We start from the raw sequence: 23554 nt of genomic DNA, 5'->3' as shown, positions 1-23554 counted from the left end.
GGAAGGGTCGCCGGCCGGCCGCTCGTCAACGCTTTTTCACCGCCGAAGCGTCCGGATATCGACCGTCGCTCTCCGGAACATGTGTTAACGGTCCGTTTCGCGGGTGTCTGTCTGTGCTCGCTTTGTCCGGATTTCGGTCTTCGGCCCCTTGGTGATGTTGCCAAAACGAGACCCTTTAAGTGTGGTTTACGGCCCGGACGTACTTAATAGTTGGCTCCATTGAGCTCGGGTCAATGGGTCACGCGCTGTGGGGAGCGCCGACTCACGAGCACACTCGGGGCACTTGGGTCATCGCCGTCAGGGGTGTCGGCGTGCAACCTCGAAGTGCCCTTCTCGTAGTGACAAGTGGACTCATGAGGAGGAACCCATGCGCGGTGCCAAGAGCGCCAAGTGGGTCGCGGGCGCGATAGTCGTCGCCCTGGCAGCAACGGCTTGTGGCGGTGGCGGTAGCGAAGGCAAGAGCGGGGGCGCCCGCCAGGTCGTGATGGAGCTCGGCGAGCCCCAGAACGGTCTGATCCCTTCGAACACGTACGAGTCCGAGGGCTCCGAGGTCATGAACGCGCTGTTCACCGGCCTCGTCAAGTACGACGAGAAGAACGAGACCCAGCTCGACATGGCCGCGTCGATCGAGACCAAGGACAGCAAGGTCTGGACGATCAAGCTGAAGGACGGCTACACCTTCCACAACGGTGAGGCCGTCACCGCGCAGTCCTTCGCGGACGCCTGGAACTACGGCGCCAACCAGGACAACACGCAGGAGACGAACCCGCTCTACAACAAGATCGACGGGTACGCCGACCTGAACCCGGGCGCGGGCAAGAAGCCCGCGACGGACAAGATGAAGGGCCTGAAGGTCGTCGACGAGAAGACCCTCGAGGTCACGCTCACGGCCCCGTTCAGCGCCTTCAAGACCATGCTGGGCTTCAACGCGTTCTTCCCGCTGCCGAAGGCCTTCTTCAAGGACCCGAAGGGCTTCGAGACCGCGCCCATCGGCAACGGCATGTTCAAGATGGACGGCAAGTTCGTCCGTAACCAGCAGATCAAGACCGTCAAGTACGACAAGCACCCCGACGCGTCGCAGATCAAGGTCTCGGGCGTCACGTTCAAGATCTACAACAACCAGGACACGGCCTACCGTGACCTGCTCGGCGGCCGCGTCGACATCATGGACACCGTTCCGCTGTCCGCGATGACCACCGCCGCGAAGGACCTCGGCGACCGCTACATCCAGGGCACCGACTCGGGCGTCGGCTACATCGGCTTCCCGATCAAGTACAACAAGGTCTACGCGAAGCCGGAGATCCGCAAGGCGATCTCCCAGGCGATCGACCGCAAGGCGATCACCGAGAAGATCTTCGTCAACACCCGTACGCCGGCGGACGACTTCATCAACCCGCTGGTCCCGGGCTACCGCAGCGGTGCCTGTGGCGCCCCCTGCACCTTCGACCCGGCCGCGGCCAAGAAGGCCTTCGACGCCGCGGGCGGCCTGCCGGGCAACAAGATGGAGCTCGGCTACAACGCCGACGGCGGCCACAAGGACTGGATCGAGGCCGTCGCCGCGCAGCTCGAGAAGAACCTCGGCGTCGACGTCACCGTCAAGCCGTTCGAGCAGTTCCAGACCATCCTGAACGACCTCGGTGAGAAGAAGTACGGCGGCGCGTTCCGTCTGGCCTGGTCCATGGACTACCCGCACGCGGAGAACTACCTGCGTCCGGTCTTCTCCCAGGACGCCATCGAGAACGGCTCCAACTACTCGGGCTACGTCAACCCGCAGGTCGAGAAGCTCCTCGACCAGGGCGACACGGCGACCACCGAGGACGCCGCCATCAAGGCGTACCAGCAGGCTGACGACCTCATCCTGAAGGACATGCCTTACATCCCGGTGTACTTCTACAAGCTGAACGCCGGCGTCAGCAAGAACGTCAAGCCGGGCGTGCGGATCGACAACATGACCCAGATCGACTGGACCACGGTCAACCCCGCCTGACGGTTCGGAGGATCTCCTCCCGGGAGATCCTGACAGCAGTGGGGGTGACGGGGTTCTGCCCCGTCACCCCCCTTCTGCCGTCCGTTGTCGATTACCCCTCACCCGGGGCGGGGCCCATTGGTGTGCCCCTCCCGGTATCCGTACAACTGGAGACCTGATGGGTCGTTATGTGATCAGGCGTCTTCTGCAGGCGATACCCGTACTGCTCGGCGCGACAATTCTTCTCTACTGCCTCGTCTTCCTGCTGCCCGGTGACCCGATCCAGGCACTGGCCGGAGAGAAGCGGGCGGACCCGGCCATCGCAGCGATCCTGCGAGAGCAGTACCACCTCAATGACCCGCTCTACATGCGGTACTGGTACTACATCTCCGGAGTGCTCACCGGGGACTTCGGCACCGACTTCACCGGCCGCGCGGTGTCCGAGATCATGGGCGAGACCTTCCCGGTCACGCTCCGGCTGGCGGCGATCGCCTTCGTCGTCGAGTCCATCGTCGGTATCGTCGCGGGTGTGTTCGCGGCGCTCGGCCGTGGCAAGTTCCTCGACAACGTCGTGCTCCTGTCGACCCTTCTCCTGGTCTCCATCCCGGTGTTCGTGCTCGGCAACGTCCTCCAGCTCGTGCTCGGCGTCCAGTGGGCGATCGCGCCGATCTCGTACGACGCCGAGGACATCACCACCCTGATCCTCCCCGGCACCGTGCTGGCCTCGGTCTCGCTCGCGTACATCGCGCGGCTGACCCGGACCAGCATGATCGAGACGATGCGCGCCGACTACGTGCGCACCGCGACCGCCAAGGGTCTGAGCCGGTCCCGCGTCATCGTGCGCCACGGTCTGCGCAACGCGATGATCCCGATCATCACCTTCCTCGGTGTCGACCTCGGCTCCCTCATGGGCGGCGCGATCATCACCGAGCGCATCTTCAACATCCCCGGCATCGGCGGCACCCTCTACCAGGCCGTGTACCTGCGCCAGGGGACGACCGTCGTCAGCATCGTGACGGTGCTCGTCCTCGTCTACATCGCCGCGAACCTGATCGTGGACCTGCTCTACGCCGTGCTCGACCCGAGGATCCGCTATGCCTGAGAACACCTCCACCACCGTCGAGGAGAGCGAGGCCGTCAAGACGGCCGCGCCCGGCAGCCCCGTCCGCACCAAGCAGGACAAGCCCGAGCGGGTCGCCAGCATGTGGAGCGACGCCCGGCGCGACCTGATGCGCAACTGGGTGTTCCTGGTCTCCGCGGTGCTGATCCTGTTCCTGCTGGTCATGGCGGCCCTGCCGCAGCTGTTCACCAGCGGCGACCCGTACGCCAAGGGCTTCTGCGACCTGTCCAACTCGGTCACCCCGCCCAGCGGCGCGCACTGGTTCGGCTTCGACGTCCAGGGCTGCGACATCTACACCCGCACGATCTACGGCACCCGCAACTCGATCATCGTGGGTGTCCTGACGTCGGTGCTGACGACGCTCGCCGGCGGCGTGCTCGGCATGATCGCCGGTCTGCGCGGCGGCTGGCTGGACGCCGTGGTGTCCCGCTTCACCGAGATCTGGTTCGCCATCCCGACCCTGCTCGGCGGTCTGCTGGTGCTGGCGATGCTGGGCACCGGCAACGTCGTCACCGTCTCGCTGATCATGGCCGTGCTCGGCTGGCCGCAGCTCTTCCGCATCATGCGCGGTTCGGTGATCACCAACAAGCAGAACGACTACGTGATGGCGGCCCGCGCCCTGGGTGCCGGCGGCTGGCGCATCGCGATGCGCCACATCCTGCCGAACGCGCTCGCGCCGGTCATCGTCGTCACGACGATCAACCTCGGCGTCTACATCTCGGCCGAGGCGGCGTTCTCCTACCTCGGCATCGGTGTCCAGTCCCCGAACATCTCCTGGGGCCTGATGATCAGTGACGGCCAGGACCGCTTCCTGAGCAGCCCGCACATGGTGCTCTTCCCGTCGCTGTTCCTGAGCATCACGGTCCTCGCGTTCATCATGCTCGGCGAAGCTGTTCGCGACGCCCTCGACCCCAAGCTGCGCTAGGAGGGCGTACGTTGACCACCATCGACAACAAGACGAGCGCGCCGGGCGCCACGAGCGCCCCGCTCCTCGAAGTGCGCGACCTGCACGTCGAGTTCCACACCCGCGACGGTGTCGCCAAGGCCATCAACGGCGTGAGCTACAGCGTCGACGCCGGTGAGACCCTCGCCGTCCTCGGCGAGTCCGGCTCCGGCAAGTCGGTCACCGCCCAGGCGATCATGGGCATCCTCGACATGCCGCCCGGCCGGATCCCCAAGGGCGAGATCCTGTTCCACGGCCAGGACATGCTGAAGATGTCCGCCGAGGAGCGCCGCAAGATCCGCGGCCGCCGGATCGCGATGATCTTCCAGGACGCGCTCTCCGCGCTGAACCCGGTGCTGACCGTCGGCTACCAGCTCGGCGAGATGTACCGCGTGCACCTGGGCATGTCCCGCAAGGACGCCAAGGCCAAGGCCATCGAGCTGATGGACCGGGTGAAGATCCCGGCCGCCGCGGCGCGGGTGAACGACTACCCGCACCAGTTCTCCGGCGGTATGCGCCAGCGCATCATGATCGCCATGGCGATGGCCCTGGAGCCGGACCTGATCATCGCGGACGAGCCGACCACCGCGCTCGACGTGACCGTCCAGGCCCAGGTCATGGACCTGCTCGCGGAGCTCCAGCGCGAGGAGAACATGGGCATGATCCTGATCACCCACGACCTGGGTGTGGTCGCCGACGTCGCCGACAAGATCGCGGTGATGTACGCCGGCCGGATCGTCGAGAACGCGCCCGTCCACGAGCTGTACAAGCGCCCCGCGCACCCGTACACCCGTGGCCTGCTCGACTCCATCCCGCGCCTGGACCAGAAGGGCCAGGAGCTGTACGCGATCAAGGGCCTGCCGCCCAACCTGATGAAGATCCCGCCGGGCTGCGCCTTCAACCCGCGCTGCCCCAAGGCGGACGACATCTGCCGTACGGAGATCCCGGCCCTGGTGCCGGTGACGGAGCAGGACGGTGGCGAGCTGCCGGGCCGCGGCAGCGCGTGCCACTTCTGGAAGGAGACGATCCATGGCTGAGCTCAGCAAGCCCGCCACGTCGGCACAGGACGCGGCCGTGGACGCGACCCCGAACGTCACCGAGGTGGAGACGGTCGAGGCGGCCACCGAGACCGCCGCCGTCGCGGCCATCGAGGCCCCGGTGGAGCGCGGTGAGCCGATCCTCCAGGTGCGCGGTCTGGTGAAGCACTTCCCGCTGACCCAGGGCATCCTGTTCAAGAAGCAGGTCGGCGCGGTCAAGGCCGTGGACGGGGTCTCCTTCGACCTCTACCAGGGCGAGACGCTCGGCATCGTCGGCGAGTCCGGCTGTGGCAAGTCCACGGTCGCCAAGCTGCTGATGATGCTGGAGACGGCGACCGCGGGCGAGATCTTCTACAAGGGCCAGGACATCACCAAGCTGTCCGGCCGGGCGCTGAAGGCGGTCCGCCGGAACATCCAGATGGTGTTCCAGGACCCGTACACCTCGCTGAACCCGCGGATGACGGTGGGCGACATCATCGGCGAGCCCTTCGAGATCCATCCCGAGGTGGCCCCGAAGGGCGACCGGCGCCGCAAGGTGCAGGAGCTGCTGGACGTCGTCGGTCTGAACCCCGAGTACATCAACCGCTACCCGCACCAGTTCTCCGGCGGTCAGCGCCAGCGCATCGGCATCGCCCGCGGCCTGGCCCTCAACCCGGAGATCATCATCTGCGACGAGCCGGTCTCGGCGCTGGACGTCTCGGTGCAGGCGCAGGTCGTCAACCTGATGGAGAAGCTCCAGGACGAGTTCAACCTCTCCTACCTCTTCATCGCGCACGACCTGTCGATCGTCCGGCACATCTCCGACCGCGTCGGCGTGATGTACCTGGGCAAGATGGCGGAGATCGGTACGGACGTCCAGATCTACGACCACCCGACGCACCCCTACACCCAGGCGCTGCTGTCGGCCGTCCCCGTCCCGGACCCGGACGCCCGCGACGGCCGCGAGCGGATCATCCTCACCGGTGACGTCCCGTCTCCGGCCAACCCGCCGTCCGGCTGCCGCTTCCGCACCCGGTGCTGGAAGGCCGAGGACAAGTGCGCCACCGAGGTGCCGCTGCTGGCGATCCCCGAGCGCTTCCAGGGCTCGGACAGCCCGGCCGCGCACGAGTCGGCGTGCCACTTCGCCGAGGAGAAGGACGTCGTCCACGCGGCCTAGGCAGTGTCCGTAGTCGCGTACGGCTCACCGCGCACGAGGGTGCCCCGGCCGGATCCCGGCCGGGGCACCCGTGCGTCCGCGGCCGGGTCCGGTTCCGGGCGCGCACCCGCGTCCCGCATGCGGGTGGTGCCGCGCCCGTACGGGCGGACAAAGAGTGCGATACCCGTGCGTATGCGGTGGTATGTGGGCCTAGGCGAGTCCGAGGACCACGGGAGGCACCCATGCGCCGAGCCACCAGGCACGCCCAGTGGGCCGCGTGCGCGACCGCCGTCGCCCTCGCGGCGACCGCCTGCGGGGGCGGCGCCGACAGCGGCGGCGGAGCCGACGGGATCCTCAGCTCCTCCTGGGGTGACCCCCAGAACCCCATCGAGCCGGCCAACACCAATGAGGTCCAGGGCGGCAAGGTCCTCGACATGCTCTTCCGCGGCCTGAAGAAGTACGACCCGAAGACCGGCGAGGCCAAGGACATGGTCGCCGAGAAGATCGAGACCACCGACTCCCGGAACTTCACCATCACGCTGAAGCCCGGCTGGAAGTTCAGCAACGGCGAGCCGGTCACCGCCCGCTCCTTCACCGACGCCTGGAACTACGGCGCCCACGTCGAGAACAAGCAGGCCAACTCGCCGTTCTTCAGCGACATCGTCGGCTACGAGGACGTCCACCCCGCCTCCGGCACCGCCAAGGCCACGACCATGCGCGGACTGGTCGTCAAGAACGACCGCACCTTCACCGTCGCGCTCAAGGACACGTTCTCGAGCTGGCCCGAGACCCTCGGCTACCAGGCCTTCGTCCCGCTGCCCAAGGTGTTCTTCACCGACCACGACGCCTGGCTCGCCAAGCCCATCGGCAACGGCCCCTACACCGTCGAGTCCTACGCCCGCGGCAGCGGCATGAAACTGCGCCGCTGGGACGGCTACACCGGCGAGGACAAGGCGCAGAACGGCGGTGTCGACCTGACCGTCTACACCGACAACAACACCGCCTACACCGACCTGATCGCCGGCAACCTCGACCTCGTCGACGACGTACCCGCCCAGCAGCTCAAGAACGTCAAGAACGACCTCGGCGACCGCTACATCAACCAGCCCGCCCTCATCATCCAGACCCTCGTCTTCCCGCTCTACCGGCCCGAGTGGAACAAGGCCGGCATGGAGAAGGTCCGCCGCGGCCTGTCCAGGGCGATCAACCGCGAGGAGATCACCAAGCAGATCTTCCAGGGCACCCGCACCCCCGCCAAGGACTGGACCTCACCCGCCCTCGGCGCCGACGGCGGCTACAAGGAGCTCTGCGGCGACGCCTGCGACTACGACCCCGCCGCGGCCAAACGGCTCATCGAGGAGGGCGGCGGGCTGCCCGGCGGCAAGGTGACGCTCACCTCCAACGTCGACACCGGCTCCCACCGCGCCTGGATGGACGCCGTCTGCAACAGCGTCAACAACGCGCTCGGCCGGGGCGCCGTCTGCACCGTCAACCCCATCGGCACCTTCGCCGACTTCCGCAACCAGCAGACCACCTTCAAGCTCAGCGGCCCCTTCCGCTCCGGCTGGCAGGCCGACTACCCGCTGATCCAGAACTTCCTCGAACCGCTCTACTACACCGGCGGCTCCTCCAACTACGGCAAGTTCAGCAACAAGCAGTTCGACGCCCTCGTCGACAAGGCCAACCGCGAGGCCGACCGGGCGACCGCCGTCAAGGACTTCCAGGCCGCCGAGCAGATCCTCGCCGAACAGATGCCGGCCATCCCCCTCTGGTACCAGAACGGCAGCGCCGGCTACTCCGAGCGGCTCTCCGACGTCGCCCTCAACCAGTTCAGCGTCCCCGTCTACGACCAGATCAAGGTCGGCTGACACCCGCCACCTCCCCCACCGGAGCCCCCATGGGACGCTACGTGATCCGGCGGCTGCTCCAGATGATCCCGGTGTTCATCGGCAGCACGTTCCTCATCTTCTTCATGGTGTACGCGCTCGGCGACCCGGTCGCGGCCCTGTTCGGCGACAAGGCACCCGACCCCGCCACCGCCGCCCGCATCCGTGAGGACCTCCACCTCGACGAGCCGCTGTGGAAGCAGTACCTGCTCTACATGGGCGCGATCTTCCAGGGCGACTTCGGCACCGCGTTCAACGGCCAGCCGGTCACCGAACTGATGGCCTCCGCCTTCCCCGTCACCCTCCGCCTCACCGTGGTCGCCATCGTCATCGAGATCGTCGTCGGCATCACCCTCGGCGTCGTCAGCGGCCTCAAACGCGGCCGCCCCCTCGACACCGGCCTGCTCGTCCTCACCCTCGTCGTCATCTCCATCCCCACCTTCGTCTCCGGCTACCTCCTCCAGTTCCTCTTCGGCGTCAGATGGGGCTGGGTGCGCCCCTCCGTCTCCTCCGACGCCCGCATCGACGAACTGATCCTCCCCGGCGTCGTCCTCGCCCTCGTCTCCCTCGCCTACGTCACCCGCCTCAGCCGCACCTCCATCGCCGAGAACGTCCGCGCCGACTACGTCCGCACCGCCGTCGCCAAAGGCCTGCCGCGCCGCCGGGTCATCACCCGCCACCTGCTGCGCAACTCCCTCATCCCGGTCGTCACCTTCATCGGCGCCGACATCGGCGCGCTGATGGGCGGAGCGATCGTCACCGAGCGGATCTTCAACATCCACGGCGTCGGCTACCAGCTCTACCAGGGCATCCTCCGCAACAACGCGCCCACCGTCGTCGGCTTCGTGACCATCCTCGTGATCGTCTTCCTGGTGGCGAACCTGCTCGTCGACCTGCTCTACGCGGTCCTGGACCCGAGGATCCGTTATGCCTGAGCCCGACCCGTACGAGAACCCGAGGGAGGCCATCGCCCCCACCGGCGCGGGCGGCGGCATGGACCTCGCCATGAGCGAGGCCGAGACGCTCCGCCCCACGACCGGCAGACCCCGCAGCCTGTGGTCCGACGCCTGGCACCAACTGCGCCGCAACCCCGTCTTCCTGGTGTCCGCGCTGCTGATCGTCTTCCTCGTCCTCATCGCCATCTGGCCGCAGATCCTCACCAGCGCCGACCCGCTCCAGTGCGACCTGTCCAAGTCGCAGCAGGGATCCTCCCCCGGCCACCCCTTCGGGTACGACACCCAGGGCTGCGACGTGTACACCCGCACCGTGTACGGGGCCCGGGCCTCCATCACCGTCGGCGTCTGCGCCACCCTCGGCGCCGCCCTGCTCGGCAGCCTGCTGGGCGGGCTCGCCGGGTTCTTCGGCGGCTGGTGGGACGCGCTGCTCTCCCGGGTCGCCGACGTCTTCTTCGGCATCCCCGTCGTCCTCGGCGGCCTGGTCTTCCTGTCCGTCGTCACCAGCTCCACCGTCTGGCCGGTCGTCGGCTTCATCGTGCTGCTCGGCTGGCCCCAGCTCGCCCGTATCGCCCGCGGCTCCGTCATCACCGCCAAGGAGAACGACTACGTCCAGGCCGCCCGCGCCCTCGGCGCCGGCAGCGGCCGGATGCTGCTGCGCCACGTGGCGCCCAACGCGGTCGCGCCCGTCATCGTCGTCGCCACCATCGCCCTCGGCACCTACATCGCCCTGGAGGCCACCCTGTCGTTCCTCGGCGTCGGACTGCGGCCGCCCACCGTCTCCTGGGGCATCGACATCTCCAACGCCGCCCCCCAGATCCGCAACGCCCCCCACATGCTGCTGTGGCCCGCCGGCGCCCTCAGCATCACCGTCCTGGCGTTCATCATGCTCGGCGACGCGGTGCGCGACGCCCTCGACCCGAAGCTGCGGTAGGCCCACCATGCTGCTCGAAGTACGCGACCTGTACGTGGAGTTCCGCACCCGGGACGGGATCGCCAGGGCCGTCAACGGCGTCACGTACTCCGTGGACGCCGGCGAGACCCTCGCCGTGCTCGGCGAGTCCGGCTCCGGCAAGTCCGTCACCGCCCAGGCCGTCATGGGCATCCTCGACACCCCGCCCGGGCGGATCACCGGCGGCGAGGTCCTCTTCCAGGGGCAGGACCTGCTGACGCTCAAGGAGGACGCCCGGCGCGCCGTACGCGGCGCCCGGATGGCGATGATCTTCCAGGACGCGCTGTCGTCCCTCAACCCCGTCCTCACCGTCGGCGACCAGCTCGGCGAGATGTTCGTCGTCCACCGCGGCATGTCCAGGAAGGACGCCCGGGCCAAGGCCGTTGAGCTGATGGACCGCGTCCGCATCCCCGGCGCCGCGCAACGCGTCAGCCAGTACCCCCACCAGTTCTCCGGCGGCATGCGCCAGCGCATCATGATCGCCATGGCGATGGCGCTGGAACCGGCGCTCATCATCGCCGACGAACCCACCACCGCCCTCGACGTCACCGTCCAGGCCCAGGTCATGGAACTCCTCGCCGGACTCCAGCGGGAAATCGGCATGGGCCTCATCCTCATCACCCACGACCTCGGCGTCGTCGCCGACGTCGCCGACCGGATCGCCGTGATGTACGCCGGGCGGATCGTCGAGACCGCGCCCGTCCACGACATCTACAAAAGCGCCGCTCATCCCTACACCGAGGGCCTGCTGCGGTCCATCCCGCGCCTCGACCGCAAGGGCAAGGAGCTGTACGCCATCAAGGGCCTCCCGCCGAACCTCACGGCCATCCCGCCCGGCTGCCCCTTCCACCCCCGCTGCCCCCGCGCCCGCGACGTGTGCCGCGTCGACGTCCCCCCGCTGTACCGGGTAGCCGAGGACCGGCGCAGCGCCTGCCACTTCTGGGAGGAGACGGTCCATGCCTCCTCTTCTTGAGGTGCGCGAGCTCGTCAAGCACTACCCGCTGACCCGGGGCGTCCTCTTCCGCAAGCACATCGGCGCCGTCAAGGCGGTCGACGGCGTCTCCTTCGCCCTCCAGCCCGGCGAGACCCTCGGCATCGTCGGCGAGTCCGGCTGCGGCAAGTCCACGGTCGCCAAGATGCTCGTCAGCCTGGAACGCCCCACCGCCGGACAGATCCTCTACAAGGGCGAGGACATCACCAGGCTGTCCGGCCGGGCGCTGAAGGCGGTCCGCCGGAACATCCAGATGGTGTTCCAGGACCCGTACACCTCGCTCAACCCGCGGATGACGGTGGGCGACATCATCGGCGAGCCGTACGAGATCCACCCCGAGGCGGCCCCCAAGGGCGACCGGCGCCGCAAGGTGCAGGAGCTGCTGGACGTCGTCGGCCTGAACCCCGAGTACATCAACCGCTACCCGCACCAGTTCTCCGGCGGCCAGCGCCAGCGCATCGGCATCGCCCGCGGCCTCGCCCTCCGGCCCGAGGTCATCGTGGCCGACGAACCGGTCTCGGCCCTCGACGTCTCCGTCCAGGCCCAGGTCGTCAACCTGATGGAACGGCTCCAGGACGCCTTCGGCCTGTCGTACGTGTTCATCGCGCACGACCTGTCCATCGTCCGGCACATCTCCGACCGCGTCGGCGTGATGTACCTCGGGCGGATCGTCGAGACCGGCACCGACACCGAGATCTACGACCACCCCACCCACCCCTACACCCAGGCGCTGCTGTCGGCCGTGCCCGTACCCGACCCGACGACCCGGGGACGGCGCGAGCGGATCCTGCTCACCGGCGACGTGCCCTCGCCCACCGACATCCCCTCCGGCTGCCGCTTCCGCACCCGCTGCTGGAAGGCGCGCGAACGCTGCGCCACCGAGGTGCCGCTGCTCGCGGTCCCGGCCGTCTTCCGCGACAGCGACACCCCGGCGCGGCACGACTCGGCGTGCCACTTCGCCGAGGAGAAGCACGTCGTGCCCGGCGGGACCGGGGGGCCGGCGGGCTGACCGTCCGTCAACCTCGTTAACACCCGGGCAACCCGCCCGACCCCGCTCCGATATACGGACACGGCACGCTGGCCACCGTACGGCCGTGCGGGTGCCGTGGACCGGCCGGGGCGCACCACGCCGCCCCGGCCGGTGTGGGCGTCCCCCCTTCCGGGCTCGGTTCGCCTCCGGGGCGCTGGAGCCGGGCTCACGACCCCGACCGTGCTCGACCCGTTCGTTCCTCACGGGCCTCCGCGCGCTCGGGACCGTTCCCCCGGCGGCGCCCCTTCGGCTCACTCGCCGGCGCGCCGCCCCGCGTTAGGCGAGCCCCAGCGACCGCTTCAGGAAGTCCACCTGGAGCAGCAGCAGGTTCTCCGCCACCTGCTCCTGCGGCGTCATGTGCGTCACGCCCGTCAGCGGCAGCACCTCGTGCGGCCGGCCCGCCGCCAGCAGCGCCGACGACAGTCGCAGCGTGTGCGCCGCCACCACGTTGTCGTCCGCCAGCCCGTGGATCAGCATCAGCGGGCGGTGCGGGTTCTCCGGCGCCGACAGGCCGTCGTCCGTGATCAGCGAGTTCGCCTCGTACACCTCCGGCGCCTCCTCGGGCAGGCCCAGATACCGCTCCATGTAGTGCGTGTCGTACAGCCGCAGGTCGGACATCGGCGCGCCCGCCACCGCCGCGTGGAACACGTCCGGCCGCCGCAGCACCGCCATCGCGGCCAGGTAGCCGCCGAACGACCAGCCCCGCATCGCCACCCGGCCCAGGTCCAGCGGGAACCGGTCCGCCAGCCCGTGCAGCGCCTCGATCTGGTCGTCCAGCGCCAGCGTCAGCCGGTTCTTGACCGCCTTCTCCCAGCCCGGCGACCGGCCCGGAGCGCCCCGCCCGTCCGCCACGACCACCGCGAAACCCTGCTCGGCGAACCACTGCGACGTCAGGTGCGGATTGTGCGCCGCCACCACCCGCTGCCCGTGCGGCCCCCCGTACGGGTCCAGCAGCACCGGCAGCGGCCCGTCGCCCTCCCGGTGGTCCCGGGGCAGCAGCACGGCGCACGGGACGCGGTGCGGGCCCGCCTCGGTGAGCGTCAACCGCGGCGACAGCACCGGCCGCTCCGCGTACGACTCCACCCGCGCCACCGGCTTGCCCTCCCGCAGCACCCGCACCGTCGTCCCCGGCTCACCGGGCCGCGCCGACGCCAGCACCGTCACCGCGCCGGACCGGACCGCCGCGTGCACACCGGGCCCGTCGGAGACGCGCTCCACGCCCAGTTCGTTGACCCGGTACACATGGATCTCGCCAATTTCCGCGTCGACGGCCTCCTCGCCCGCCGACGCCGACACCAGCACGTCGTTCTCGCCGACGTCCAGCACCGCCCGCAGGTGGAGCTGCGCCCCCGTCAGCGTCCGGTCGCCGACGGCCAGCACCCGCGCCCCGCCCTCGTCGGCGATCCGCACCAGCCGCCCGTCCGGCGCCCACGCCGGCACCCCGCCGAGCAGTTCCAGCCAGTCCGGGTCCTCGTCGACGTGCACCGTCCGGGTCGACCCGGACGCGGTGTCCACCGCCAGGTAGAGCTGGGTGCGCTGGTCGCGGGCCTGCACCAGCAGCAGCGGAGCCCCACCGGAGGACCAGTGGACCCGCGCCAGGTACGGGAAGCGCGTACGGTCCCACTCCACCTCCGTACGCGTACCGTCCAGGCCGAGCAGACACAGCGACACCTCCGCGTCCGCCGTCCCCGCCGCCGGGTATGCCACCTTCACCGGCTCCCGGTCCGGATGCGCCGGGTCCGCGATCCACCAGCGCCGCACCGGGCGGTCGTCGGCCCGCGCGACCAGCAGCCGGTCCGACTCCGGCGACCACCAGAAACCGCGCGAGCGGCCCATCTCCTCGGCCGCGATGAACTCCGCGAGCCCGTACGTCACGTGCCCGTCCTCCGGCTCGGCCAGCGCCCGGTCACCGCCCTCGCCCCCGGTGCCCGTCACCCGGAGGGCGCCCCCGCTCACATACGCCACGTGCCGCCCGTCCGGCGACGGCCGCGGGTCGATCACCGGGCCCGGTACGCGCAGCTCACGCGCCGTCCCGGCCCTCAGCTCCGCCACGAACAGCCGCCCCGAGAGCGCGAACGCGGCCAACTCGACGGCCCCGTCCACCGCGTACCCCACGATGCCGCCCGCGCCCTCCCGGCTGCGCTCGCGGCGTGCCCGCTCCTCGGGCGACAACTCCTCCTCCGCGCCGCCCAGCAGCGCCCCGGGATCGGCGGCCACACGCTCCCGCATGCCGTCGTCCAGGTCGAGCACCCACAGCCGGTTCGCTCTGTCGGTGCCGGCGGGGGAGCGGAGGAACACGACCCGGGAGCCGTCCGGCGAGACGGTGAACGCCCGGGGAACACCAAGGGTGTAGCGCTGAGTCCGCGCGTACTGGCGAGGGAATGAGAGCTGTTGCCTGGAGGTCATACGACCGAAACTAGCGGTCGTGCGCCCCCATGTGCTGCCGTGCACCGATCGATGCGTGGGAACGGATAGTTATGATCCGTAGCGCCGGGTGGGTATGTACCCTCCGGCACGTGCTCCCTGCCCGGTCCGGAACGAACACGTATGGAGGTGAACCGCCGTGGCACTCTCGATTTCGGCGGTGGTGCTGCTGGCGATCGTCGTCTTCCTGCTGATCCGGAAGTCCGGCCTGAAGGCCGGCCACGCGGTCGTCTGCATGCTCCTCGGCTTCTACCTGGCGAGTTCCTCCATCGCCCCGACCATCAGCGAGCTGACGACCAACGTGGCGGGCATGATCGGCGGCATCAAGTTCTAGTCGCCGGGTTCCGGGCACCACCCCCTAGGGTGTCGGTATGACGGAACTCCCCGCCCGTCGTCTGCTCCTGGTGCACGCGCACCCCGACGACGAGTCGATCAACAACGGCGCCACCATGGCCAAGTACGCGGCCGAGGGCGCCCAGGTCACCCTGGTGACCTGCACACGCGGCGAGGAGGGCGAGGTCATCCCGCCCGCCCTCGCCCATCTGGCACCCGACCGGGAGGACCGGCTCGGCCCCCATCGCGTCGGCGAACTGGCCGCCGCGATGAAGGAGCTGGGCGTCACCGACCACCGCTTCCTGGGCGGGCCCGGCCGGTACCGCGACTCCGGGATGATGGGCACCGAGCAGAACCACCGCGACGGCGCCTTCTGGAGCGCGGACGTGGACGAGGCCGCCGCCCACCTGGTAGCCGTCGTCCGCTCGGTCCGCCCCCAGGTGCTGGTCACCTACGACCCGGACGGCGGCTACGGCCACCCGGACCACATCCAGGCGCACCGCGTCGCCATGCGCGCCGCAGAACTGGCGGCCGAACCGGACTTCCGGCGCGACCTGGGCGCACCCCACCGGATCGCCAAGACCTACTGGAACCGGGTGCCGCGCACGGTCGCCGAGGAAGGCTTCGCCAGGCTCCGGGCCGCGGGCGCCTTCCCCCGGACCGCGTCCGTCGCCGACGTGCCCGGCGTGGTCGACGACGAGCTCGTCACGGCCGCGATCGACGGCACCGCGCACGCCGGCCGCAAGGCCGCCGCGATGCGCGCCCATGTCACCCAGATCACCGTGGAGGGGGAGTTCTTCGCCCTGTCCAACGACCTGGGCCAGCCTCTCTTCACCACGGAGTACTACCAGTTGGTACGGGGGGAAGCGGGCGCCCCGGCCGGCCGGCGCGAGGACGACCTGTTCGCCGGGGTGACGTCATGAGGGCCGCGCGGATCGCCTCCTACGCGGGCCTGGCCGTGCTCGGGGCCGTGGTCGGCCTCGCCGGGGCGCTGGTCCAATCGGCCTGGTTCCCCGGTGGGTTGCTGCTGGCGCTGGCGGCGTGCGCGGGGCTGTTCCGCGGCGGGATGCGGGCGACGGGCACTCAGGCGGGTGTGCTGGCCCCGGGGGCCGGCTGGCTGATCGCCGTGGTGCTGCTGAGCCTCGGACGGCCCGAAGGGGACCAGCTTTTCTGGGGCGGCCTGGCCGAGCTGGTGTACGTCCTGGGCGGCATGGTCATCGCTGTGATGTGCGCCACGATCACACGGCTTCCGCATCGGGACGGCCGATCCGGGTCACTTGGCATGTGACGTGCCCTGACTTGGGGCGGAATGCCCGGCCGGGTTGCCCTGGTCGTGGGATACCCGGCGGCGGCGGCCAGTATGGTGGTGCGCGCCGCCGAGCGCCCGCACGTGTAAGAGCGGGCGGCGGAGCCAACCGGGAGAACCTGCTTTGAGTCGTGAAACTGACAGTTCGTCCTCCGGCGCCCAGGGGCGCGGCGGAGCCGCGTACCCCTCGGGTACACCGCCGTACGGATCGCGCCAGTATCCGTCGCTGCACCCGACGCAGGACGCACCGGAGGAGGGTGCCGGAGCCGCCGCCGCGGAGCCGGACGAGCCCAGGACCGAGACCACGCTGACCACCCGCATCCGGATCAACATCCCGGGTTCGCGGCCCATCCCGCCGGTCGTCATGCGCAAGCCGGTGAGCGAGACGGACGGGGCGGGCACCGCCCCGGCGCCCCGCTCCGCGCCGGCGGAGCGGCCGCCGGCGGCCGAGGCCCCGGAGCCGGCGGAGGAGCCGCCCGCGGAGGAGAAGCCGGCCAGCGACTGGTTCGCCCCCCGCAAGCCCCCGGCCCCCGCGCCCGCCCCCGCCCAGCCGCAGGCCTCCGCGCCGGGGCAGGCCTCCGCGCGGCCTTCCGCGCCCGAGCGGCCCCAGGGGCCCGGCCGCGTCCCCGGCCAGGGGCCCGCGCCCACCGGTGCGCCCGCGCCCGGCGGCCCGGCCGCCCCCGGCGGGGTGCCGCGCCCGGCCGACGCCCCGCGCGCCGAGGCGCCGCGCCCGCACAGCTCGCTGGCCGACCTGGCGGGCGACACCGCGCCCCCCGGCCCGGGCGGCCCGGCGCGCCCGGACGGCCCCACGACGGGCCCCGTGACCGGCGCCATGGCCGCCGTGCCGTGGATGTCCGACGACACCGCCGTACTGACCCCGCAGCAGCCCGCGCCCGAGCCGGACCCCGGCGCCGGGTACGACACCGGGTACGAGCCCGGCTACGAACCCGCGTACGGCCAGGACCCCCAGGTGCCCCGGCAGGGTGCCGCGCGTCCGCCCGCCGGTCCGCCGGCCGGGGGGCACGTGTCGGGCGACACCCTCACCAGCGGCATCCCCGTGGTCCCGCCGGAGCACCGCTCCTCGTCGCCGTTCCCGGTCACCGGCCCCGCGCAGGTCGCGGCCGACCGGGTCCCCCCGGCGTACGAGGACTTCGAGCCGGAGGCGGCGCCCGCACCCGTGCCGCCCGCCCCGGCCCCCGCCGCCTCCCCGGCCCGCCCGCAGCAGAAGAAGGGCCGCTCCAAGGCGGTCCTCCTGGGCGCCGCGGTGATCGGCCTGGCCGGTGTCGCCTACGGTGCCGGGCTGCTGCTGAACCACTCCGAGGTCCCGAAGGGCACCACGGTCCTCGGCGTCGACATCGGCGGCGGGACCAAGGAGCAGGCGGTGCAGAAGCTGGACACCGCCTTCGGCGACTGGGCGTCCGCCCCTATGCAGCTCAGCGTGGGCGGCAAGAAGGAGGAGCTGGCCCCCGACAAGGCCGGGCTGTCCCTGGACGCCCAGGAGACCGTGCGGGCCGCCGCGGGCGCCGACTACAACCCGGTCTCCGTGATCGGCTCCCTCTTCGGCGGCGAGCGCGTCGCCCAGCCGGTGATCCTGGTCGACGAGGAGAAGCTGGGCGTGGCCCTGACCGACCTCGCGGGCACCTCCGGCTCGGCCACCGAGGGCACGATCCGGTTCGAACCGGGCAAGGCCGTCGCCGTACCGGGCAAGGCGGGCAAGACCCTGGACGTCCAGCGGTCGATGATCTCGGTACGGGACGCCTACCGCGCCCAGGTCGAGACCGGCAGGACGAACCCGGTCGAACTGCCCGTCGTCACCAAGGAGCCGACCGTCACCCAGGCGGAACTGAACCGGGCGATGAAGGAGTTCGCCGAGCCCGCGATGTCCGGGCTGGTGACCATCCAGGCCGGCGGCAAGCAGATCCAGTTCGGCCCCGAGAGGTCCCTGCCGAAGATCCTCTCCATGAAGCCGGTCAACGGCCGGCTGGTCGAGGTCTACGACAAGCAGGCGATCAACACGCTCCTGGACGGCGTCTTCGAGGGCGTCATGATCACCAAGGGCGACGGCAAGGAGCACGAGGTCTCCGCCGACGACGTGGCCCACGCGATGCAGAAGGCCCTGCTCGGCAAGACCCCCGCCGAGCGCACCGGGACGATCGAACTCGACCCCCAGGGCTGAGCCCGCCCCGGCCCCCGTGCCCCGGCCCCCGTCCCACCCGGGCGGGGGCCTTCCGGGTGCCTCCGGTCCCCGGCGGCCTGCCCGGGCACCGGACCGGTTACCGGTGCGGACCTGACCGCTCGGCCCCGCCTCCGTAGGGATCGTGGGGGAGCACGTCGACCGGGACCGACCCCCGCCGCCGGCCGCGATCAGTTCAGCCGGGCACGGGCCGCACGGGCACGGTGGCGGACCGTCTCCGCCACGGTCGGCTCGACGGCGGCCACCACCTCCGCGTACGCGTCCATCTCCGCCGCGCCCGTCAGGAAGTCACCGCGCTGCACCAGCAACTGGGCCCGTTCGTACCGCAGCCGTGCGGGGTGCGCGGGCAGCAGCAGGGACAGCTCCACCGCCCACAGGGCCACGTCCGAACGCTCCGGGCGTACGGACGCCCAGGCGCGGATGTTGTTGAGGATCCGCTGCACGATCTGCAACGGGTCCGCGGGCGTCAGCATCGACGGGACCAGCCGCTCCCCGGTCGCCCCCGCCACCAGCAGCTCCGCGTCCGCCCCGGTCAGGGCCCGGCCACCGGCGAACGGGTCCGCCAGCACCCGCTCCTCCGGGTCGCCGAACCCGACGACGAAGTGCCCGGGCAGCGCCACCCCGTACACCGGCGCGCCCGCCCGCCGGGCCACCTCGGTCCACACGACCGACAGCAGGATCGGCAGCCCCCGGCGCCGCCGCAGCACCTCGTGCAGCAGCGACGACTCCAGACGCTGGTAGTCGCCGGGCGTGCCGTGGAAGCCGCACCGGTCGCCCAGCAGGGCGGCGAGCGCGGCCACCCAGGAGCGGGGCCCGCGCAGCCCGTACGGCAGCAGCCCTGCCAGCCGGTCCAGCTCGATCTCTGCGGCGTCCATCCCGGCCTGCCCCAGGGCGGGATCCGCCTCCGCGCCCACCAGCAGGCACAGCGCCGCGAGGTCCGGACGCTCCTCGCGGGCCTCCTCGGCGAACCGGCGGCGCCACTCCGTGGTGTGCATACGCCTCACGTACCCGCTTCGGGGGACCGGAAGTGGTGGTACAGGTGGTGGACGGTGAAACCCATCCCCCCGTACAGGGCGAGGGCGCCCTCGTTGTCCGACTCCACCTGGAGCCAGGCGGCCGACGCGCCCTCGTCCAGCGCCCGGCGGGCGAGCGCGGCCATCACCGCCGTGCCGAGCCCCCGCCTGCGGTACGCCGGGTCCACCTCGACCGCCATGAAACCGGCCCACCGCCCGTCGACCACGCACCGCCCGATGGCGGCGGGCACGTCACCGTCGCCCGGCACGGTGGCGAACCACACCGACGGCCCGCTGCCCAGGACGCGCAGCACGTGCGGGCCCGGCTCGCCCGAGCGGTTGTAGCGGCGCAGCCACGCCCCGTCGACGGACCGGGACAGCCGTACGTCACCGGCGTCCAGGTCCCCGACCGGCGCCAGCGCCCCGGTCCGCAGCTCCGCCGAGACCTCCCGGCGCCAGCCCCGCTCCTCCAGCGCCGCGCACAGCCGCTCCTGGGTGTCCGCCGCGCCGGTCGCCGCCTGCACGTACGCGGGCAGGCCCCGCTCCTCGTACCAGGCACGCGCGCGTGCCAGGGCCTCGTCCAGCGGCATCCCGGGATCACCGAGCGGCAGCACGGAGTTGGCCCGGCGGGTGAACCCCGCCGCGGCCCGCAGCGTCCAGTCGCCGAGCGGCTCGCTCTCCACCGGCTGCCACGCCCGCGCGGCCGCCCGGGTCAGCTCCTCGAAACCGGCCGCGGGGCCCCGCCGGCGGGCCGGCGCGGCGGGCACGACCTTCCCCGCGACCAGCGCCGATTCCGCGATGCGGACGGTCTCACCCGTCCGTCGTGTGATCACCAGCACACCCCCGGTCCATGATGTGAGAACACCGACCGTGTCGGTGAACCTCTCCGGCCGCGCTCCGGTGTCGCTCAACCGGCGGACGGAGACTCGTTTACCCACGTCAGAAGGGGTGATCCGGACCTCCAGCCGTCCGCCCGCAGTGAATTCCACAGCTCAGTCCGCCCCTCCTGTTCGGTTCCGTCGTGAGAACGGAGATACTAGGTGCGGGCATCGACGACGCCGCGCTCCCGCGCAAACAGCCCTACCGAGGAGGAACGACCAGCGTGACCTACGTCATCGCGCAGCCTTGTGTCGACGTCAAGGACAAGGCGTGCATCGAGGAGTGCCCCGTCGACTGCATCTACGAGGGCCAGCGGTCCTTGTACATCCACCCGGACGAATGCGTCGACTGCGGTGCTTGTGAGCCGGTCTGCCCGGTCGAGGCCATCTTCTACGAGGACGACACCCCGGAGGAGTGGAAGGACTACTACAAGGCGAACGTCGAGTTCTTCGACGATCTCGGTTCGCCCGGTGGTGCCTCGAAGCTGGGCCTGATCGAGCGCGACCACCCCTTCATCGCCGCTCTGCCGCCGCAGAACGGCTGATCGCGCGCCCTCGGTCCCGTACGGCTCCGCCGCTGTACGGGACCGACGCGTATCGCCCCTGAAGCAGAAGAAAGCGAGCACCGTGTCCTCCCCCGTCTCCTCCCGCCTCCCCGTCTTCCCGTGGGACAAGCTCGAGCCGTACAAGAAGACGGCCGCGGCCCACCCGGACGGCATCGTGGACCTGTCCGTCGGGACGCCGGTGGACCCCGTCCCCGAGGTGGTGCGGCGGGCTCTGGTGGCCGCGGCGGACTCGCCGGGCTACCCGACGGTGTGGGGCACCCCCGAGCTGCGCGACGCGCTCACCGGCTGGTGCGAGCGGCGCCTGGGCGCGCGCGGCTTCGCGCACACCAACGTCCTGCCGGTCGTCGGCTCCAAGGAACTGGTCGCGTGGCTGCCGACCCAGCTCGGCCTGGGCGCCGGTGACACGGTGGCCTACCCGCGCCTCGCCTACCCGACGTACGAGGTCGGCGCCCGGCTGTGCGGCGCGACGCCGGTCGTCTACGACGACCCGACGGAGCTGGACCCGGCCGGGCTGAAGCTGCTCTGGCTGAACTCGCCGTCCAACCCGACCGGCAAGGTCGTCCCCAAGGACGAGCTGGTCCGGATCGTGGCCTGGGCCCGCGAGCACGGCGTCCTGGTCTTCAGCGACGAGTGCTACCTGGAGCTCGGCTGGGAGGCCGACCCCGTCTCGGTCCTGCACCCGGACGTGTGCGGTGGTTCGTACGAGGGGATCGTCGCCGTCCACTCGCTGTCCAAGCGCTCGAACCTGGCCGGCTACCGGGCCGCGTTCATCGCGGGCGACGCGGCCGTCCTCGGCGAGCTGCTCCGGATCCGCAAGCACGGCGGCATGATGACGCCCGCCCCGGTCCAGGCGGCCACGGTCGCGGCGCTCGGCGACGACGCGCACGTGGCCGACCAGCGCGCCCGGTACGCGGCGCGGCGTACGGCGCTGCGCACGGCCCTGGAGACGCACGGCTTCCGGATCGAGCACAGCGAGGCCAGCCTGTACCTGTGGGCGACCCGGGACGAGCCCTGCTGGGACACCGTGGCCGACCTGGCGTCCCTCGGCATCCTGGTCGCGCCGGGCGACTTCTACGGCGAGGCGGGGGAGCGGTTCGTCCGGGTGGCGTTCACGGCCACCGACGAGCGGGTCGAGGCCGCGGTCAAGCGGCTGGTCTGAGACACACCGAAGGGCCCGGGGAGCGTGCGTCGCTCCCCGGGCCCTTCGGCGTGCGTACGGTTACGCGCCCAGCGCCGGCAGGCCGGCCGGCATGCCGCCGACGAGCCCGCCGGCGGCCTCCTGGGCGGCGGGGGCGGCGGTGCCGCCCGTCTTGGTGACGGCCTGGCCCGCGGCGGGTACGGCCTGCTCGACCGTCCGGCCGCCCGCCTCCCCGACCGTGCCGGTCGTGTTCCGGGAGGCGCCGCTGACGGTCTCGGACGCCGAGGCCGTGTCGAGGCTGCTCACGCCGCCCAGCTCGGGTGCTTGGGGAAGGTCCACGGCGCTCGCGGAGCCGGCCGCACCGACCACGGGAGCTGCGCCCGCTGCGAGCAGCAGCGCGGCACGGGCGATCCGGCGGGTCAGGGGGAGGGACATGATGCTCCTTCGACGGAAGAGGTCGTTGTCTGTGGTGCCTGTCCGACGATCGGACGCTGTGACAACCGCTCGGGGGCCGGGGGAGGTTGCGGTGACCCGAGGTAAAGAGTGGGTAATGCGTCGCATTATCGGCCCGCCGTAAACCCGGGCAAAGGGGCCCACTGAGGAACCGTCACTTCGCAGCTCGGAACGGGTGCGCGGGCCCGGTACCGAACACGGCCGGCATCCCGTGTGCACGCTCCTCGCCCGGGTGAACGCCCGTACGCGCGCACGGCCCGCCCGGAACCCCGACCCGGCCCGCGCGGGGGCGGACCCGGGGCGCCGCGCCTAGGAGCGCTCGGCGACCCGGATGTGGACCTCGTCCGCGCGCGGGGCGGGGCCCTCGGCGGGGCGCCAGCCGTCCTCGGAGTCCGCCGCGCTCCAGACCCGGCCCGCGTACGTCACCTCGGCGATCCGCAGGGCGTCCGCCCGGGCCACCGCCCACTGCGCCAGCTCCCAGCCGCCGCGCGAGCCCCCGGGAGCCGCGCCGGCGCCCTCGGGGCCGGCCGGGCCGGCGGCGACGGTCCGCACCGGTACGACGATGTTCCGCGCGGTGCCGCCGGCCGGCGCGTCCCCGCCGAACGCCCGCTTCAGCTCCGCCCGCACCTTCGCCGGGTCGCCGGCCCGTGCCGGCCCCTTGCCGGCCGTGCACGTCAGGGACGCCGGCGACCGCCCGGTGAGCGCGGCGGCCAGCAGCGCGGCGTCCGGCTCGTGCTTGGCGTACGCCTGCGGGAACCCGCTGCGCTGCACGCGCTGCGCGGCGACGGTCAGCGGCAGCCGCGAGTAGCCCGGGACGTCGGCCAGGTGGTCGTAGAACTTCCCGGCCGAGAACACCGGGTCCAGGATCTGCCGCTCGGTGCCCCACCCCTGCGAGGGGCGCTGCTGGAACAGCCCCAGGGAGTCGCGGTCGCCGTACCGGATGTTCCGCAGCGCGGACTCCTGGAGGGCGGTCGCGAGCGCGATGGTGACCGCCCGCTCGGGCATTCCCCGGGTGGTGCCCACGGCGGAGATCGTCGCGGCGTTGGAGGCCTGCTCGGGGGTGAACCGGTACGTGTTGTTCCCGCTGCCCACGACGCAGTGCGGGGCGTCCTTGCCGCCCGTCACGTACTGCACCACCACGTACGCGATCACCGCCAGCAGCACGGCGAGCGCGACGGCGGTTCTCAGTCGGCGGGGGCGGATGGACTCGGACACGAAGCACACCGTACTGGAGGC

General features: G+C 71.3%; 21 protein-coding genes. 16 read left to right on the top strand and 5 right to left on the bottom strand.

The window, feature by feature from the left end; all coding sequences use genetic code 11:
• Positions 1–367: 367 nt before the first annotated feature.
• From ACF068_RS02230 to ACF068_RS02185, 10 genes are all read left to right on the top strand, one after another.
• Positions 368–1987, top strand: a complete 1620-nt coding sequence (locus ACF068_RS02230; protein ID WP_392272239.1) for an ABC transporter substrate-binding protein — start codon at positions 368–370, stop codon at positions 1985–1987.
• A 157-nt stretch (positions 1988–2144) separates the two neighbouring features.
• The gene (locus ACF068_RS02225; RefSeq protein WP_392272238.1) at positions 2145–3068 is read left to right on the top strand and encodes an ABC transporter permease; all 924 of its coding nucleotides are present in this window, start codon (positions 2145–2147) and stop codon (positions 3066–3068) included.
• Complete coding sequence (locus ACF068_RS02220) at positions 3061–4011, top strand: ABC transporter permease (protein ID WP_392272237.1); 951 nt, start codon at positions 3061–3063, stop codon at positions 4009–4011. Before ACF068_RS02225 ends, ACF068_RS02220 begins: the two co-directional genes overlap by 8 nt.
• Before the next feature lie 11 nt (positions 4012–4022).
• Positions 4023–5066 (top strand): ABC transporter ATP-binding protein, encoded by a 1044-nt coding sequence (locus ACF068_RS02215; RefSeq protein ID WP_392272236.1) that lies wholly within the window; start codon positions 4023–4025, stop codon positions 5064–5066.
• The gene (locus ACF068_RS02210) at positions 5059–6222 is read left to right on the top strand and encodes an ABC transporter ATP-binding protein (RefSeq protein WP_392272235.1); all 1164 of its coding nucleotides are present in this window, start codon (positions 5059–5061) and stop codon (positions 6220–6222) included. The genes ACF068_RS02215 and ACF068_RS02210 overlap by 8 nt, the downstream gene beginning before the upstream one ends.
• 221 nt (positions 6223–6443) lie before the next feature.
• On the top strand, positions 6444–8069 hold the full coding sequence (locus tag ACF068_RS02205) for an ABC transporter substrate-binding protein (RefSeq protein WP_392272234.1): 1626 nt from the start codon (positions 6444–6446) through the stop codon (positions 8067–8069).
• A 29-nt stretch (positions 8070–8098) separates the two neighbouring features.
• Positions 8099–9022 (top strand): ABC transporter permease, encoded by a 924-nt coding sequence (locus ACF068_RS02200; protein WP_392272233.1) that lies wholly within the window; start codon positions 8099–8101, stop codon positions 9020–9022.
• On the top strand, positions 9015–9974 hold the full coding sequence (locus tag ACF068_RS02195; RefSeq protein WP_392272232.1) for an ABC transporter permease: 960 nt from the start codon (positions 9015–9017) through the stop codon (positions 9972–9974). Before ACF068_RS02200 ends, ACF068_RS02195 begins: the two co-directional genes overlap by 8 nt.
• Positions 9975–9981: 7 nt before the next feature.
• Positions 9982–10965: an ABC transporter ATP-binding protein gene (locus ACF068_RS02190; protein ID WP_392272231.1), complete on the top strand. Its 984-nt coding sequence runs from the start codon at positions 9982–9984 to the stop codon at positions 10963–10965.
• Complete coding sequence (locus ACF068_RS02185) at positions 10949–11992, top strand: ABC transporter ATP-binding protein (protein ID WP_392272230.1); 1044 nt, start codon at positions 10949–10951, stop codon at positions 11990–11992. The genes ACF068_RS02190 and ACF068_RS02185 overlap by 17 nt, the downstream gene beginning before the upstream one ends.
• Before the next feature lie 297 nt (positions 11993–12289).
• Here ACF068_RS02185 and ACF068_RS02180 read toward each other — a convergent pair whose 3' ends face one another.
• A complete protein-coding gene (locus tag ACF068_RS02180) occupies positions 12290–14419 on the bottom strand; it encodes a prolyl oligopeptidase family serine peptidase (protein ID WP_392272229.1) in 2130 nt (709 codons plus the stop codon).
• Between the two features lie 157 nt (positions 14420–14576).
• On the opposite strand from ACF068_RS02180, the gene ACF068_RS02175 reads away from it, so the two are divergent.
• The 4 genes from ACF068_RS02175 to ACF068_RS02160 all read left to right on the top strand — a co-directional run bounded on the left by ACF068_RS02175 (position 14577) and on the right by ACF068_RS02160 (position 18252).
• Positions 14577–14771: a hypothetical protein gene (locus ACF068_RS02175; protein ID WP_189550932.1), complete on the top strand. Its 195-nt coding sequence runs from the start codon at positions 14577–14579 to the stop codon at positions 14769–14771.
• A 37-nt stretch (positions 14772–14808) separates the two neighbouring features.
• Complete coding sequence (gene mshB, locus ACF068_RS02170; protein ID WP_392272228.1) at positions 14809–15693, top strand: N-acetyl-1-D-myo-inositol-2-amino-2-deoxy-alpha-D-glucopyranoside deacetylase; 885 nt, start codon at positions 14809–14811, stop codon at positions 15691–15693.
• Entirely contained in the window at positions 15690–16058 is a 369-nt protein-coding gene (locus ACF068_RS02165; protein ID WP_392272227.1) for a DUF6113 family protein, read from the top strand. The genes mshB and ACF068_RS02165 overlap by 4 nt, the downstream gene beginning before the upstream one ends.
• Positions 16059–16200: 142 nt before the next feature.
• A complete protein-coding gene (locus tag ACF068_RS02160) occupies positions 16201–18252 on the top strand; it encodes a hypothetical protein (RefSeq protein ID WP_392272226.1) in 2052 nt (683 codons plus the stop codon).
• 188 nt (positions 18253–18440) lie between these two features.
• Here the strand turns inward: ACF068_RS02160 and ACF068_RS02155 are convergent, their stop codons facing one another.
• Both ACF068_RS02155 and ACF068_RS02150 read right to left on the bottom strand, forming a co-directional pair.
• On the bottom strand, positions 18441–19265 hold the full coding sequence (locus ACF068_RS02155) for a transglutaminase-like domain-containing protein (protein ID WP_392272225.1): 825 nt from the start codon (positions 19263–19265) through the stop codon (positions 18441–18443).
• A gap of 5 nt (positions 19266–19270) precedes the next feature.
• Complete coding sequence (locus tag ACF068_RS02150) at positions 19271–20272, bottom strand: GNAT family N-acetyltransferase (protein WP_392272224.1); 1002 nt, start codon at positions 20270–20272, stop codon at positions 19271–19273.
• 113 nt (positions 20273–20385) lie between these two features.
• Here ACF068_RS02150 and fdxA point away from each other — a divergent pair, with 113 nt between their 5' ends.
• Both fdxA and ACF068_RS02140 read left to right on the top strand, forming a co-directional pair.
• Positions 20386–20706, top strand: a complete 321-nt coding sequence (fdxA, locus tag ACF068_RS02145) for a ferredoxin (RefSeq protein WP_031078476.1) — start codon at positions 20386–20388, stop codon at positions 20704–20706.
• 82 nt (positions 20707–20788) lie between these two features.
• A complete protein-coding gene (locus ACF068_RS02140; RefSeq protein WP_392272223.1) occupies positions 20789–21886 on the top strand; it encodes a bifunctional succinyldiaminopimelate transaminase/glutamate-prephenate aminotransferase in 1098 nt (365 codons plus the stop codon).
• A gap of 60 nt (positions 21887–21946) precedes the next feature.
• Here the strand turns inward: ACF068_RS02140 and ACF068_RS02135 are convergent, their stop codons facing one another.
• The gene (locus ACF068_RS02135; RefSeq protein WP_392272222.1) at positions 21947–22300 is read right to left on the bottom strand and encodes an ATP-binding protein; all 354 of its coding nucleotides are present in this window, start codon (positions 22298–22300) and stop codon (positions 21947–21949) included.
• A gap of 327 nt (positions 22301–22627) precedes the next feature.
• Positions 22628–23533 (bottom strand): hypothetical protein, encoded by a 906-nt coding sequence (locus ACF068_RS02130; RefSeq protein WP_392272221.1) that lies wholly within the window; start codon positions 23531–23533, stop codon positions 22628–22630.
• Between the last annotated feature and the right edge of the window lie 21 nt (positions 23534–23554).

This window comes from Streptomyces sp. NPDC016309 (assembly GCF_043077235.1).
GTDB lineage: Bacteria > Actinomycetota > Actinomycetes > Streptomycetales > Streptomycetaceae > Streptomyces.
Note: the sequence above shows the minus strand (reverse complement) of the source record. Positions and strands in the feature narration are given on the sequence as shown.

What these genes read in the sequence shown, in the direction of transcription:
- ACF068_RS02205 (WP_392272234.1), top strand. Translation starts at nt 6,444, where the DNA reads ATGCGCCGAGCCACCAGGCACGCCCAGTGGGCCGCGTGCGCGACCGCC.
- ACF068_RS02220 (WP_392272237.1), top strand. Translation starts at nt 3,061, where the DNA reads ATGCCTGAGAACACCTCCACCACCGTCGAGGAGAGCGAGGCCGTCAAG.
- ACF068_RS02195 (WP_392272232.1), top strand. Translation starts at nt 9,015, where the DNA reads ATGCCTGAGCCCGACCCGTACGAGAACCCGAGGGAGGCCATCGCCCCC.
- ACF068_RS02185 (WP_392272230.1), top strand. Translation starts at nt 10,949, where the DNA reads ATGCCTCCTCTTCTTGAGGTGCGCGAGCTCGTCAAGCACTACCCGCTG.
- ACF068_RS02225 (WP_392272238.1), top strand. Translation starts at nt 2,145, where the DNA reads ATGGGTCGTTATGTGATCAGGCGTCTTCTGCAGGCGATACCCGTACTG.
- ACF068_RS02200 (WP_392272233.1), top strand. Translation starts at nt 8,099, where the DNA reads ATGGGACGCTACGTGATCCGGCGGCTGCTCCAGATGATCCCGGTGTTC.
- ACF068_RS02165 (WP_392272227.1), top strand. Translation starts at nt 15,690, where the DNA reads ATGAGGGCCGCGCGGATCGCCTCCTACGCGGGCCTGGCCGTGCTCGGG.
- mshB (WP_392272228.1), top strand. Translation starts at nt 14,809, where the DNA reads ATGACGGAACTCCCCGCCCGTCGTCTGCTCCTGGTGCACGCGCACCCC.
- ACF068_RS02210 (WP_392272235.1), top strand. Translation starts at nt 5,059, where the DNA reads ATGGCTGAGCTCAGCAAGCCCGCCACGTCGGCACAGGACGCGGCCGTG.
- ACF068_RS02155 (WP_392272225.1), bottom strand. Translation starts at nt 19,265, where the DNA reads ATGCACACCACGGAGTGGCGCCGCCGGTTCGCCGAGGAGGCCCGCGAG.
- ACF068_RS02180 (WP_392272229.1), bottom strand. Translation starts at nt 14,419, where the DNA reads ATGACCTCCAGGCAACAGCTCTCATTCCCTCGCCAGTACGCGCGGACT.
- ACF068_RS02190 (WP_392272231.1), top strand. Translation starts at nt 9,982, where the DNA reads ATGCTGCTCGAAGTACGCGACCTGTACGTGGAGTTCCGCACCCGGGAC.
- ACF068_RS02135 (WP_392272222.1), bottom strand. Translation starts at nt 22,300, where the DNA reads ATGTCCCTCCCCCTGACCCGCCGGATCGCCCGTGCCGCGCTGCTGCTC.
- ACF068_RS02230 (WP_392272239.1), top strand. Translation starts at nt 368, where the DNA reads ATGCGCGGTGCCAAGAGCGCCAAGTGGGTCGCGGGCGCGATAGTCGTC.